This window comes from Tepidanaerobacter syntrophicus, assembly GCF_001485475.2.
GTDB lineage: Bacteria > Bacillota > Thermosediminibacteria > Thermosediminibacterales > Tepidanaerobacteraceae > Tepidanaerobacter > Tepidanaerobacter syntrophicus.
Genome location: NZ_DF977001.1, coordinates 209,023 through 222,353 on the forward strand (window position 1 = coordinate 209,023; position 13,331 = coordinate 222,353).

Below are 13,331 nucleotides of genomic sequence, written 5' to 3' on the forward strand. Positions count from 1 at the left end.
GCACTCTAGACATACAAGCAATAAAGAATAAATCCTCCTAAAATTCCTCCTATAATCGCATTTAAAACCATACTTAGTCCTTTTCCAACGTCATCGCCTGATAAAGCTGAAGCCACAAACAAGCCTGTCCCTGCTGCCCACGCCATATCAATCCATGCCCCACCTGATTGATAAATCAAGCCTACTCCATGATTAAGAGTCCATGTTGTACCAACTATAAATCCCGCGGCAAGCCAACCACCAATAGGACCAAAGTTTTCAACCAACTTTCCCCAGACCAATCTAATTAAGAACGGAAATATAAAACCGCCAGCTATTGTAGCAATAATTTTAGGAAATGCCATTTTGTAACCTCCTTTGTTTTATCCAAATTATTTCTTATAATTTTTTAGAAGTACAGTTCTAAGCTTTATTTTTTTCCGCCCACATTTTTTCAATAGCAACTGCCATGCTCCCTCCAATTATTCCTCCGATAATTACGCACGCAAGGGTAGGCAGCGATTCAATCCCTGCTTGTGTTCCTTTAAGAAACACGTCTCTCATTGTTCCTGTGATTCCTATTCCTAGAGCCATGTCAACCGCGGCACCTTCATTTGCTATAAGGCCAATATAGTGATTTAAAAACCACATTACTGAAATAATTATAAACCCTGAAAACCACCCTCCGCCAATTCCATATGTTTCCACAAAAGCTCCCCAGACTGACATTACGAAAATACCTGCAATTGCGTAACCTAAAATTGAACCTATCTTTTTCATTAACATCACCCTTTCTGGTTTTTATTGGACTTGTTGTAGTAAATTTTATAAAAATGACTTATAAGTAGCTGTTTAATCACCTCCTTATAAACTAAAAAGTCCTTCCTAGCTTAGTAATTAGTACAAAGGTACTGTAATTACTAACCTAGGAAGGACTTTCTCCTATTCTCCAAGTCCTTAAAAGGTATAGTCCCAGATATCTTCTTTTGTAACCGATATAGCCCAGGCCCCCTCTTTAATAGCAGCTTCAACTTCAGCTGTATTTTCAATCAGTCCTCCAGCTATAACAGGATGTCTTACGGTTCGGCATATCCTTCCGATAACTTTAGGTATTACAGCAGGGAGAATTTCTACGGCATCAGGGTTTACGCTTTTAACTGTTTTTTCAGCAGTATCAAGAGCAAGACTATCTAGAACAAATATTCGTTGAATAGTAAACAATCCTTCGTTTTTAGCGTAATTTATAAGGTTCGCTCGCGTTGTTATAATTCCGTCCGGCTTTATCTCTTGAGCAATATATTTTATTCCCATACTATCTTTGCTGATACCTTCGAGAAGATCTAAATGTAGAAAGACGGTTTTGTTACTTTCTTTTACTCGATCTACGATCTTCTTAATGTTTAATATATTACCAGTTAGAAGGAATATGCACTTAGGTTTTTTTGATAAAGCTATATTGACTCTTTCGATATCTCTTATGGCCGGTATTACCGGAAAACTCTTTAGGTCTTGAATTATCTTTTGATCAGTCAAATAACCACCTCTGCTTTTTAAGTTTTTTTGAATATTATTTATAGATTATTGAAATTTCCTTATTTATATTATTGCAAAAAATATGCCAATCATATTTGCTTATGTTTCTTGAGTTTAAGTACTTTTATGTTGGTAAAAAATATCAACTCAACAATATCTCTTGATACTTTTTACCAACAGTATTAATTTTTACCGCTTTTTTAATACAAGCTTATTTTCTTTACCGGCCATTAATCTTTTAATATTTTCTTTATGTCTGTATATAGCAATAAGTCCCAAGACAAGCCCTGTCATTATGTAGTTTAGGGGGTAATCAAAAGCTGTGACAAGGATGGGGTATAAAACAGCTGCAGTAACAGAACCCAATGAAACATAACGCGATAGGGCAATCACGACTACTCCTATTACAAAAAGGATAAGGGCTACTTTTGGAGTAAGAACTAAAATAGCTCCGAAACTAGTTGCGATTCCCTTTCCGCCTTTAAAGCCTAAAAAAATGGACCAATCATGCCCAATCACAACCGCAATGGCAGATAGCAATGCCAAACTTTCGCCGCCAACAAGTTTTCCTAACAGCACCATAACAAAACCCTTTGCAAAATCTGCTGCAAAAACCATAGCAGCCGGTTTTGGGCCAAGCACTCTTAACACGTTAGTCGAGCCGGGATTTCCGCTGCCATATTTTCGTATATCTGTTGAATAAAATTTATTGCAGATCACAGAGGCTGAAGAAACAGAGCCTATTAAATAACTTACAACTATAAAGATGATGGTTTTTAGCATAGCTACCCACCCTTCAAAATATTTTTAACAATTTCCAATTCATTTAATAATGTACAGTATTTGGGGCAAAAAGTCAAATAGCTGTTTTTGCTTTTTAATTGCTCTAGGTTTATTTATATACTTCGCAGCTTATATTTGCCTGGTTTGTATATATTAATGAAAAAGATCCTTTAATTGCGCTAATGTGCAAAAAAAGCCGCACTTTTGTATGCGGCTTTAGGTTCGTTCTTGGGTTAATTGGAAATTTTATCTTAATTTAGTTTTTTAACTTCTATCATTGATTTAATTCTTTAATTTTTTCTATGGCATCTTTTATGGCAAGAAATAATGGTTTTTTCTCCATGCCTAAAAGCGTAATATCCTCATTGTCTATAATAGGGATAAGAATTTTTTTTGCGTCAGAAGATGCTATGGCTTCAGTGATACGCGGTGTTATTTCTCCTAGCATAGAATTCGGAATGACAATTCCAAGCGATCCCACAATTACATCTGCTTTTTTTACCGCAAAGGATATTGCATTTTCGCCTGTGGCGCCTTTATTGGCTTTTTCCTTCATCATAGCTGAAGTTGCAGCAGAATTAGTGCCTAAGGCATAAATAGTAATATCAGCCGGCAGATCTTGTCTCAAAAGAGATATAATCTGACTGCCGATTCCTCCTCCCATGCCATCTACCACAGCGATATTCATTTGGCTTTCTCTCTTTCAAGTATTATCTTGTGTTCAAGAAGCCGAACTTCCTTAATTGCAGCATCAACAATTTTTTGCTCGCCCAAAAGATCATACATAAATAATTTACCGTCTTGTGGTTCTATATGAATAACATTATCCATTATCTTTTTTTCTTCGCCATCTTCTAAAAGGTATACTTTTGATTCGCACATTTTAATGCACCTCCGTTTCTAGATATGTTTTTTGGCTTCAAGTAAGTAATCGCTGGCAGCTTTAAGGGAATCAGCGGCTTTTGATATCAGCTCTGAAACCTCTGTTTTTCCAAGGTTTTTTGCCTTGTCTGCCCATTCTCTGAACCCTTCTTCATGGGAATTATTATGCTCAATCCAGTGTGCTAAAAGGATTTTTAATGTTTCTATATCTTTCTCTTTATCTGATTTGCAGCAGTTATTTTCTCCCATTGTAATTCCTCCTTTGGTAAATTTTGTAAATAAAGTTTTATTTTCACATTATAAATTCATAACATCTTTCAGGCTCGGAAACAGGCTGGTGTCCGTATGGGGAAGAAAACAAGCGCTGATAAACTCTTCCATATACAAGGGATCTGCGCTAAGCTCAATGTAGGTCATATTGTCCGCAATTTCTGCTGCCTTTTTTCTTGCTTCATCGCTGATTACACATGCATAAGCTCCTGCAAGGGAACTGTTGCCCACAAAATCAAATTTGTCATGAGGTATATCAGGAAGTAAACCAATCACAATTGAGTTTTCAATATCAAGATTCTGTCCTATTCCTCCTGCTATTATAACTTTGTCAATATCTTCCGGAGTCATTCCCGCATTGTTTAAAAGAGTTCTTGCACCTGAATATACGGCACCCTTTGCGCGCAGGAAATTATCTATATCGATTTCATTTATTGTTATATCTCGGCCGCTTTCTGTTTCATCTCCAAAGACTATCACGTATTCACTGCATCCAATATGTGCATTATATCTTATCCTGTCTGATTTGATTGTTGTATTGAGTTTACCTTTCATATCTATTATACCTGTCAAAAACATTTCAGCAATAGCATCTATTATTCCGGAACCGCAAATACCTTTTGGCATAACGTTACCTATGACTTTTATTTCGGGTCTTAAGTCATATCTATTAATTTTTACCTCATCAATAGCGCCTATAGCAGCTCTCATGCCGCAGCTGATTTCTCCTCCTTCAAAGGCAGGCCCTGCAGAACACGCACATGTCAGCATCCATTCCTTGTTTCCTAAGACTATTTCACCATTTGTGCCTAAATCCATAAATAATATAGTTTCATCGCTATTCCAGATTCCCGATGCCAAAACTCCTGCTACTATGTCGCCTCCCACATAGCTTGCAACATTGGGCAGAGTAAATACAGGTGCATTTTTATTGATATCAAGTAAAATATCCCCGGCTCTAAATATGGGAGCATGTCTAAATGCCGGTATATAAGGTTCGATTCTAATATTCTCGGCAGGTATCCCAAGCAGAAAATGAGTCATGGTCGTATTGCCTGCAAAAACCGAAAATATTATGTCATTTTTATCAATATTGAGCTTACTTGTCATATTATTAATCAGTTGATTCAATGTACCTTCAGCTATAGCCTGCTGCAATTTTTTAAGCCCACTGTTTTTCGTAGAATAAATTATTCGACTTATGACATCTGCGCCGTACTGCATTTGCAAGTTGCCGCTATTTGCAGACGCCACTATTTCTCCTGTTTGAATATCGGCAAGGCAGGCAGCAACGGTTGTGGTGCCGATATCCGCACAAAGGCCTAAAGGTCCGGCTTTTTCTTTTTCGGCAATGCTTACAATATTACAATCATCACTATTTTTTGAAACAAACAGTCTGATTTCAAAATTATTTCTTCTTAAAGCCTGAGGCAGTTTTTTAAGGACTTCAACAAAGCATTTTACATTTTTACATCCCAGTACTTGCCTTAGCTCCCTTTCAACTCTTTCAAAATCGGGAATATTATCATCGATCGTAGGTTTTGGAAGTTTAAGGCTTACTGCTTCAAACTTTGTTACAATTTTTACGCCCGAGGATGTTAGTGTTTCTACGGTCTTTTTTATAAATTTTCCCTTAGAGCCTGATGTTATATCTTCTACCATTATGTCGTTTATAACATCTATCTGGAGAATTTCAACGGTCATATCGTCTTGAACCCATGTCATACAGGCAAGTCTAATACCCTGTTCTATTTCTTCAGGCGAAAGAAGCGAGTTATATTCATGCTTGTGGGCACCGGATTTTACTTTGACTTTGCATTTACCGCATACCCCCTTGCCTCCGCAAGGAGCATCCAGGAATACTCCTGCCTTTCGCGCCGCTTCCATCAAATTAGTACCTCTGGTTACTTCTACAGTCTTTCCTGCCGGTTGAAAAGTAATAGTGCATTTTTCCATAAGTAATCACCCTATTCTTGGCTTATAAGTGTGCAAGCCACTTTAGAAAAGTGGCTTGCATGGCAATGGTGTCGAATATTTAAAACATGGGATCCATGCTAAGAGCAGGATGGCCGACTTTTGTCAAAAATTCTACTACCGAATCCGGATCTGTTCCGACTTCTTCATCAGCAATCATGTCATAGAAATTTTCTATGCCCATTTCTTTACCTCTTTCTATAAGTTTATCCTTGAGAGCTTCTTTTAATTCCTTAGGCATCCAAACAACGCGTTTTAATCCTCCGTCGGCATATAGGAACTTTTTACTCGTTATAAATTGTCTGCCGTGTCCCATAAACCCGGGTGTTTGAACACCGCCACCGGTGGTAGATGCCAACTCGCCAAACGTCATGCCGAGCGGGGTCATGCCGTGGTATTCACGATTCACAATAATCACACCGTTTGCCTCAGGCATAATGCCGCAAATACATTCAAAACATCCGCAGGATGTCATAGGATCTTCCATTATCGTGTATATATTAACTTTAGTTGTAGCGCCGTGGGATTGCTCAGCGACTCGCTTATTTATAGACTCCCAGCTGCCCTTGACCTCATCAAGGCACTCGCCTTTGACTATGGGCTGGCAAGGACCGGTGGGATTTAGCTCGTATGTTGCTTTTGCATCAAGCCAACTTACGGCTCCACACAACCCAAGCCTTTCAGGTGTTACTATACACACATGGGCAGGTGCAAAAGATTGGCACAGCAAGCAAGAATAGAAAGTATCAACGCTTTCATCGGTAAGGCCCGCAAGCCTTGCATCTCTTGCTTCATACTTTGGCCGAGCAACTTCATTTAAAAGTTTTTCTACTTGTTCTTTATCGGTAATTATAGTTACTTGGACCTTATCGGCAATATTCCCAAATTCATCAAGCATCTTAGCGTATAGAACTTCGCCTATATGTTTCAGCCTGAAGCCTGCTTCATATGCGGATTTGCTTATTCGTACCCATGCAATGTCTCTCTGCCCTATATGCATAACGCCTTCAATATAATTTACAAAATAATGGATTCGGCGCTCCATTACAGGCTCAAAATCTTCCTCCATATTCTTTCCTGCTACATCAACAATAATTGCCAAAGGAAGTTTTCCGCCGTCAGGGCCTAATGTATCAATATCCGGTCCTATTACTTCAATCTTATGATCCTCAACTTCGGAAAGATCACGCTTTCTCACAAGTTCCCAGGCAGTCGTACGCCCACCGCCAAATTCCGCAAACATTTCGTCTTTGCGAACTCTCTCCCCCTCAAAGGCTGGAGCAAAGCCTACAGGGATCGGAATTTCTGTTATTTTAATCTTTATACCACGAGCTTCTAGTGATGTTTGAACCAGTTTATCATAGTCCTTTTGAACTATAAGATTCATTGGCACTTCCTGAACGTCCTGATCGGTAATTACGGGAAATCCTAATGCAATGGCTCCGGCACCGGCAGACACAACTAATTCGCTTAGAGGTCCTAGGGCATTTACAAAAGCCGGCACCCTTTCTTTAGTATATTTTAGCAGTTCCGGAAGGTCTCCGGGTTTTATATTTCCAAAGATTAGTGCTGCTCTTATAGCAAAAGACACTATATGTGTAACCGATGTCACATCATAGCCTAGCGGCACAACTCTAAATTCCAGGCCCATTTTTACTTTTGATTCAATTGCCTGGTCAATTATTTTTCCTACTAATGTTACTAGGATACCTTTTGATTGATAGTCCTTAATGACTTTTGCCGCATCTTCCGCTGTCGGAGCCTCTCCGATAACAACAGCCACACCCGGAATATCTCCTGTAACCAGAGGCACACCAAGGGAGCGGATAACAGTATCTGGAATAAACCCAACACACGGTTCCTCGTAGGGATTCTTTCCGCCCACATATTTGCACGCTTCAATAACTTCTGCCGCAACCGCCGTTGCAAGTCCTGCATTTAAAGCCTTTTCGAGGTTCTGCTCTTTTACTATAAGGCTTTCAATGACTCCAATAGCACCTTTTAAATCCGCCAGAGTATTAATTTTTTGTCCGGTAGCAGCATAAATAGTAGGGAGACTATAGGCAGTGTTGGGAAAACTTACTTTCTCGTTTTCTCCATACTCCTTTATGGTCTGCTCCAGCACAGATTTACAAGCCTCTAATGCTTGCTCGGAGCCGGTAAAAATAATGTCGAATAATGTCATACATATCCCTCCAAGGATGTTTTTTCGCCTTCAGGCAAAATTATAGGTCTAAGTAGGAATCGGCGTACAAGGTTCTTCCTTTTATCAAATCCGCCGTTTTAATCACATTTATAACCAGTTTATCCAATGGATTTATTATAGCAGAAGTCAGACCGCACTGAATAGCCATAGCGCAAAAGGTAGCTTCGATTAGGCCTCTAAGCTCCTTAGGGCAACCGTTGGATACATTGCTAAGTCCGCCGGTTGTTAAAAGCCCCATCTCCGAAATCTGTCTTACCGCTTCCAAGACTTCCTGTTGTTTGTCCTGCATGCCTTTTAGAACTACAAAGAGGGGGTCAAAAAGGATGTTTTCAGGATCCAAGCCGGTTTCCATTGCCCTTTCCAGAATCTGCGTACAGTACATCATTCGCTCATCATTGTCTCTGGGAATACCTTCTTTTGCACACAATCCTATTACCATTGCATCATATTCTGCTGCAAGGTTTATCATATCAAGTCTTGGACCTGCATCAGCAGAATTGATAATGGGTTTGCCTGCCGTGCGGTCGTAAACTTTAATTCCGGCTTCTATTGCTTTCATATTAGCTGTGTCAAGACATAAAGGCGTATTAGGGAATTCTTCCTGCAAAATCTTAACCGCCCAGGGCATCAATTCTTCTCCGTCCCTGTCTGCAGGACCAATATTTACATCAAGATAATTAGCTCCTGCTTCAATCTGCTCCCGAGCTCTTGCAAGAATCGGCTCTGGATTTCTCTCCTGCAGTGCCTTTCTAATTGTAGGGGAAATAACATGTATTCTTTCACCGATAGTTAAAAATCTCGCCACTTAATGTTCCTCCCTTTCTTAGCTTGCTTTATTTTGTTCCTTATACTTCTTCAAGAAATTAGGCAATGCAGCTGCTTCCTCCGGCCCAACGATGACTTTCCAACCGGGTAGCTCGTCTTCAATATCAGCTTTAAGTACCGCAACTTTTCCGGGAATTATCATTTCTCTTGTTTTTACTTTATTTTCAACATCAAATTCCTTCAAAGCTTTTGCAATAGATTTAGCGTTAAACTTGCCTGCAGCCCATGCCGTAAGTACTGAATAACCTCCTGCATCAGGTATTAAAATCCATGCAGGAACTTTAGATCGTTCAACTTCTCCGGATACGATAAAATATGTCAAGGCAAAATCGACGGTTACAAGCAGCGGGGATTCTTCATCGACAGGACCGATTTTATATACATCTTGTTCAATGCGCATGGGTCTTTGGGGATCTGTATAAATATTTTGTCTTAAAGCAAACAGCGGAAGTGCCATGGCATAATCCATGTCGCTGAGTACAATTATTGAAGCGTATTTTTCAACGAACAACGATGCACATGCAAGCTGCATCATTTTATCCGTTGACATATCACATACAAAGGCTGCTGTAGGATATCCAAAGGTTCTGTCACCTGACAAAAGCGCCGTCCTGCGGATATTTACCATATCGTCAAATGCTCCCTTTAAGTTCCGGCTTTTGGCATCCAGCAGCAGTTCTTTATATCCGGCATTTTGGATTTTTTGAACAAGTTCGTACAGATTTTCCTTACCATCTGCCGTAACTCCCAAAAGTAAATTGTTTTCTTTTGCAAGTTTTACCATATCTTCGTAATTGTCAGCAGTAGCCCCAAAAAGTATAGGTCCTTTTTCGGCAGAGATATCTAGTGCCGCTTTTGCAATCTCAGGATTTTCTGTAATTATCATGGGCACTATTTTTGGGCAACTTTCTGTGACATTTTTAATAAGGGATGTGAATTTATCCTTATCTTGGCTTTCGCATCTGAAGGCTCCGACTTCTATATACATTTCTTCATTAATTCGCGTATAATCAATTGCATTAATATGATCTATCCGCGTCTTTATTTCATCTTCGGTCATAGTATCGGAAAATAATATCGCAAACCTAGGCCGGTTTACAAAGGTTTTTTCATGCCTAAAAAGGACTGTTTCGCCACCTAGGGTATATTCAGTATCACCTCTGCCAAATTTTACTGTCTTCATAGGTGGTGCAGTAGCCTCGGCCAGTTGAGCCTTTGCCTCTTCTGACATATAGGGGCATTTTTCAGCTTCGGTTCCGCCCTGGGCAAGTTTCATGGCAAAAGCCAAACATGTAGGGAAACCGCATTCCTTGCAATTTTTGCGAGGAAGCAGTTTATATATTTGCATTCCATTAAGTGCCATAATTCATCTCTCCTTTTGTTTATTCAGTCATTTCTGTAATGAAGTTTCGGATAACTTCTACCGAACGCGGGTGTCTGAGTATTACTGCATTAGCTCCGGCAGCCAAAACTCCTACTGCACTGGATATTTCCATAGCTACTCCTCTTTCTTCCTGCGGTCCCCATTCAGGTATATCTTCTTGAGTAACAACAGACTCTTTTACCTTCCATGCTTCGAAGGATACCGGTGAAATTATAGGCATTTGAAGTGTTTCATCATTTTGTTCCAAAGCAGCAAGCTTTATTCTGTCTAAAGTCGTAATCACATACTCAAAACCGTAGCCAACAGCTGCGCAGCCCGGGTTCATAAGCATTTTGTCGGGTTTTACCCCTAATTGTGTAATTAAAATATTAAGTTGTTTTGCAAGGTTCAAATCTACCGAAGACTCAGCCACTACAATATTGCCGTAAGCAAGTCCCACTGCAGCGGCAACTTCTTTGTAATTTGCTTCTATTGCCGACAAGAACGCATAGTTTTTATTTGTAAGGGCTTCAGCAATCTTAGTAAAGAGTTTGGCATTTTTATCATTGTCTTGGCATCCTGCTATAACCAGTGGTACTGTTAAATTGTCAGCTAATTTTTTTGCAATTTCCGCACATTCTTCCACAGATCTGTTAAGGCCGTCAGGGCTTGCCCCTTCAAACTTAATACATATAAAATCCGGTTTATACTTTTCTACACAGTATGCTGCCCATTTTAACGGATCATCTGCGGCGTCTTTAAAGACATCAAGCACTGCGGCAGGCCAGGATTCAGGAAAGATATCCCATATTTCCATGCCTATAGCCGGCTTATTTCCGATGTTTCCATCAAAACCGTAAAATGGCAGAACAGATTCTCCTCCGAGTTTCAGATCTGAGCCTACTGTTACTTCTAGAATTTTTCCGGAATATTTCTGAGTAGGCATTTTGTAAGCCATATATATCGCCTCCGAATAATAAATTATGCTTTCACTTTTGTAATTATTATATCATCAAAAATTTTTCTTGCGCTTTTTACGGCATCGCTGTCTTTGGGCAAGCGAACCAGTGGGGTGCCTTTGTTATCATATTCAAATACTAACTTATCCTGCGGAATAGTTCCGGCAAGTTTTAAGCCATAGTTTTCTATTGTCTGCTTTATATCGTCTGAGAGCCCTTCTTTAGGAACACGGTTGACTATGAGGTAAAGTTCCTTCACATCAAGCTGCAGTTCTTCTATGAGTTCTTTTACTCTTGAGGCGGCTTCTATTCCTCGTTTCGAACATTCGCTTACCGCAAACATAATGTCAACGCTTTTTGTAGTGCGCCTGCTTAAATGTTCTAACCCGGCTTCGTTGTCGATAACCATTACTTTGTAATTATCGGAAAGTCTATCAGTTGCTTCCCTTAAAATACCGTTTGCAAAACAGTAGCAGCCGGCTCCTTCAGGCCTGCCCATAACCAGTAAATCAAAGCCATGACCTTCGATAATCGCCTGCTGAAGCTTATAATTAATATAATCGGTCTTGCTCATACCTCCCGGCAAATTTCCATCTCTGTTTTTAACACTTATGTCTTCTCTTATATCACCCAGGGTTATTTCTACATCTTCGCCCAGCACTTCATTTAAATTGGCATTGGGGTCGGCGTCTACACCCAGTATCGGCGTAATCTTTTTTTCTATTAAATAATCAATTAGGAAACCGGCCAGTGTTGTTTTGCCTGTGCCGCCTTTTCCTGCTACTGCTATAGTATAAGCCATTTAATTCATCTCCTTGCACTTTCGCAATACAACATATAACGCTTTTGCGTTATTGCTGCAGCTTTTTAATATATGCCTTTCTGAAGCTTCAAAGCTTCGATTACATGTTTTGCAAGCACTGTAGATGTCACAGCGCCTACTCCGCCGGGAACTGGGGTTATAGAGCTTGCAATCGGACACACGCTATCAAAATCCACATCACCACACATCTTCCCGCTCTCGTCAAAATTAATTCCCACATCAATTACCACAGCACCATTGCTTACCATATCCTTTGTAACCATCTTAGCCTTTCCTGCTGCAGCAATAAGTATTTCACCTTTTTTTGTCTCTTCAGCCAGGTTTCTTGTCCTTGTATGGCAAATCGTTACAGTAGCATTGCGTGCAAGCAGCATCATAGCAAGGGGACGCCCCACTACCATGCTTCTTCCAATCACTACAGTTCGCTTTCCTTCTACCTTTATCCCGTAATAATCTAAGATTTCAATAACTGCAGCGGGTGTACATGGAGCAAACCCATCATCGTCTCCGCTTATTACTTTGCTGACGTTGATGGGATTGAGGCAATCCACATCCTTCTCTGGTGATATTTTATATTTGATTGTATTTTCTGAGATGTATTGAGGAAGGGGCCTCATAACCATAATGCCGTTTATTTTGGGATCGGTATTTAAGTCGTCTATAATCTTTAAAAAATCTCCTTGAGTCACATCTTCCGGAAGTTTTTTTACTCGGCAATCTATTCCTATGCTGCTGCAGCGCTTTACAGCACTGTTGATATAAGATTGTGAATCAGGTCTGCTGCCTGCCATTACCAAGCAAAGTCCGGGGGTGATGCCTTGCTTTCTTAGCCGGTCGACCTCTGCGACAAGTTCATCCTTTAGGGCTGCGGCTACTTCCTTGCCATCAAGTATCTTTGCCATCAGCAATCCTCCTTATATTCTTTTGAGCATCTTTTGCCGCATTCAAATTAATATAAGCTGCGATATGCATAGGGGAGTCGCAAATCTCAGGGTCCATATGACTGCTAGAAAGGCACGGATAAGCATGCCACAGTCTATTTGCAATACTTACAACATCTTCCTTGTCAACACCTATAAGTCCGGCAGCCACATGGTAGGTGGCACCGCAGGCAGACGAGTAAGAAACGTCTACCGCGGCTACTTTTTCATTGTCATCAACAAAAACAGTATACTTAGGTCTTCCTATTTTAAACTGATCTATAAAAGAATTGATATATCTAAACTTTCCCTTTGCAAGAGAACAAAACGGCCGAGGAAAGGCATATTCCAGATTCATTTGTTCGCATAAAGCTTTAAGCTTATTTGCAAAAGAAGACGAAAGCCAAGTAGGATCTTCTCTGGGAACTATTATCGCTTTGCATCCTGCCTTTGCAGCATGTTTTACCAGCTCCACAAGTATGTCGGGATGCACTCCTACTGCAATTAAAATATCATGTTCGGCAATAGGGCTCTTTATATAAAGCTCGGCATCATCTATAAGTTCAGGCAGAACGGAGGGAAATCTTATGACACCTGCTATGTCTTTACTAAAATTAAGATTCAGCTTCTGCCTGAACTTAAAACATCTTCTTGAACAATAATCAGGATTATCTTCAAAATTTGTCAAATGCGGTAAAAATTTCCTTGCTGCAAATTCTCCTCCATATTTTACTTGAAAAAATCCGGGCAAATCTGGTGTATCATGGCTTGCAGCTATTAGGAGTTTTAACCGTTTATCCATAAAAAGACCACC

The 13,331-nt window shown here is 40.0% G+C and carries 15 protein-coding genes; all 15 read right to left on the reverse strand.

The genetic code is table 11. The features are described 5' to 3' along the window. Positions 1-5 precede the first annotated feature (5 nt). Positions 6-344 carry a Lin0368 family putative glycerol transporter subunit gene (locus tag TSYNT_RS05975; RefSeq protein ID WP_059032586.1) on the reverse strand — a complete coding sequence of 113 codons (339 nt, stop codon included), beginning with the start codon at positions 342-344 and terminating at the stop codon, positions 6-8. A 58-nt stretch (positions 345-402) separates the two neighbouring features. Further along, positions 403-759, reverse strand: a complete 357-nt coding sequence (locus TSYNT_RS05980; RefSeq protein WP_059032587.1) for a Lin0368 family putative glycerol transporter subunit — start codon at positions 757-759, stop codon at positions 403-405. A gap of 177 nt (positions 760-936) precedes the next feature. Next, positions 937-1,512, reverse strand: coding sequence for a glycerol-3-phosphate responsive antiterminator (locus TSYNT_RS05985; protein ID WP_059032588.1), 576 nt, complete (start codon positions 1,510-1,512; stop codon positions 937-939). Positions 1,513-1,701: 189 nt separating this feature from the next. Then, complete coding sequence (gene plsY / locus TSYNT_RS05990; RefSeq protein WP_059032589.1) at positions 1,702-2,295, reverse strand: glycerol-3-phosphate 1-O-acyltransferase PlsY; 594 nt, start codon at positions 2,293-2,295, stop codon at positions 1,702-1,704. Between the two features lie 274 nt (positions 2,296-2,569). Beyond that, on the reverse strand, positions 2,570-2,983 hold the full coding sequence (locus TSYNT_RS05995; RefSeq protein WP_059032590.1) for a DUF3842 family protein: 414 nt from the start codon (positions 2,981-2,983) through the stop codon (positions 2,570-2,572). Continuing rightward, positions 2,980-3,177 carry a CooT family nickel-binding protein gene (locus TSYNT_RS06000; protein ID WP_059032591.1) on the reverse strand — a complete coding sequence of 66 codons (198 nt, stop codon included), beginning with the start codon at positions 3,175-3,177 and terminating at the stop codon, positions 2,980-2,982. The genes TSYNT_RS05995 and TSYNT_RS06000 overlap by 4 nt, the downstream gene beginning before the upstream one ends. A gap of 18 nt (positions 3,178-3,195) precedes the next feature. Beyond that, positions 3,196-3,426, reverse strand: coding sequence for a DUF8180 domain-containing protein (locus TSYNT_RS06005; RefSeq protein WP_059032592.1), 231 nt, complete (start codon positions 3,424-3,426; stop codon positions 3,196-3,198). A gap of 48 nt (positions 3,427-3,474) precedes the next feature. Next, positions 3,475-5,403: a corrinoid activation/regeneration protein AcsV gene (gene acsV, locus TSYNT_RS06010; protein ID WP_059032593.1), complete on the reverse strand. Its 1,929-nt coding sequence runs from the start codon at positions 5,401-5,403 to the stop codon at positions 3,475-3,477. Between the two features lie 79 nt (positions 5,404-5,482). Beyond that, the gene (gene acsB / locus TSYNT_RS06015; protein ID WP_059032594.1) at positions 5,483-7,606 is read right to left on the reverse strand and encodes an acetyl-CoA decarbonylase/synthase complex subunit alpha/beta; all 2,124 of its coding nucleotides are present in this window, start codon (positions 7,604-7,606) and stop codon (positions 5,483-5,485) included. 40 nt (positions 7,607-7,646) lie between these two features. Further along, complete coding sequence (gene acsE, locus TSYNT_RS06020) at positions 7,647-8,432, reverse strand: carbon monoxide dehydrogenase/acetyl-CoA synthase methytransferase subunit (protein ID WP_059032595.1); 786 nt, start codon at positions 8,430-8,432, stop codon at positions 7,647-7,649. Positions 8,433-8,450: 18 nt separating this feature from the next. Next, positions 8,451-9,815, reverse strand: a complete 1,365-nt coding sequence (gene acsC, locus TSYNT_RS06025; RefSeq protein WP_059032596.1) for an acetyl-CoA decarbonylase/synthase complex subunit gamma — start codon at positions 9,813-9,815, stop codon at positions 8,451-8,453. A gap of 19 nt (positions 9,816-9,834) precedes the next feature. After that, positions 9,835-10,773, reverse strand: coding sequence for an acetyl-CoA decarbonylase/synthase complex subunit delta (acsD, locus tag TSYNT_RS06030; RefSeq protein WP_059032597.1), 939 nt, complete (start codon positions 10,771-10,773; stop codon positions 9,835-9,837). 23 nt (positions 10,774-10,796) lie between these two features. Then, positions 10,797-11,576 (reverse strand): ATP-binding protein, encoded by a 780-nt coding sequence (locus TSYNT_RS06035; RefSeq protein ID WP_059032598.1) that lies wholly within the window; start codon positions 11,574-11,576, stop codon positions 10,797-10,799. Between the two features lie 65 nt (positions 11,577-11,641). Continuing rightward, complete coding sequence (locus TSYNT_RS06040) at positions 11,642-12,499, reverse strand: bifunctional 5,10-methylenetetrahydrofolate dehydrogenase/5,10-methenyltetrahydrofolate cyclohydrolase (protein WP_059032599.1); 858 nt, start codon at positions 12,497-12,499, stop codon at positions 11,642-11,644. Beyond that, on the reverse strand, positions 12,483-13,319 hold the full coding sequence (locus TSYNT_RS06045; protein WP_059032600.1) for a DUF166 domain-containing protein: 837 nt from the start codon (positions 13,317-13,319) through the stop codon (positions 12,483-12,485). The genes TSYNT_RS06040 and TSYNT_RS06045 overlap by 17 nt, the downstream gene beginning before the upstream one ends. Positions 13,320-13,331 lie beyond the last annotated feature (12 nt).

Coding starts and splice junctions, on each gene's coding strand:
- acsD (WP_059032597.1), bottom strand. CDS start 10,773: ATGGCTTACAAAATGCCTACTCAGAAATATTCCGGAAAAATTCTAGAA.
- acsB (WP_059032594.1), bottom strand. CDS start 7,606: ATGACATTATTCGACATTATTTTTACCGGCTCCGAGCAAGCATTAGAG.
- TSYNT_RS05975 (WP_059032586.1), bottom strand. CDS start 344: ATGGCATTTCCTAAAATTATTGCTACAATAGCTGGCGGTTTTATATTT.
- TSYNT_RS06000 (WP_059032591.1), bottom strand. CDS start 3,177: ATGTGCGAATCAAAAGTATACCTTTTAGAAGATGGCGAAGAAAAAAAG.
- acsC (WP_059032596.1), bottom strand. CDS start 9,815: ATGGCACTTAATGGAATGCAAATATATAAACTGCTTCCTCGCAAAAAT.
- TSYNT_RS06045 (WP_059032600.1), bottom strand. CDS start 13,319: ATGGATAAACGGTTAAAACTCCTAATAGCTGCAAGCCATGATACACCA.
- TSYNT_RS06005 (WP_059032592.1), bottom strand. CDS start 3,426: ATGGGAGAAAATAACTGCTGCAAATCAGATAAAGAGAAAGATATAGAA.
- plsY (WP_059032589.1), bottom strand. CDS start 2,295: ATGCTAAAAACCATCATCTTTATAGTTGTAAGTTATTTAATAGGCTCT.
- TSYNT_RS05980 (WP_059032587.1), bottom strand. CDS start 759: ATGAAAAAGATAGGTTCAATTTTAGGTTACGCAATTGCAGGTATTTTC.
- TSYNT_RS06040 (WP_059032599.1), bottom strand. CDS start 12,499: ATGGCAAAGATACTTGATGGCAAGGAAGTAGCCGCAGCCCTAAAGGAT.
- acsV (WP_059032593.1), bottom strand. CDS start 5,403: ATGGAAAAATGCACTATTACTTTTCAACCGGCAGGAAAGACTGTAGAA.
- TSYNT_RS05995 (WP_059032590.1), bottom strand. CDS start 2,983: ATGAATATCGCTGTGGTAGATGGCATGGGAGGAGGAATCGGCAGTCAG.
- TSYNT_RS06035 (WP_059032598.1), bottom strand. CDS start 11,576: ATGGCTTATACTATAGCAGTAGCAGGAAAAGGCGGCACAGGCAAAACA.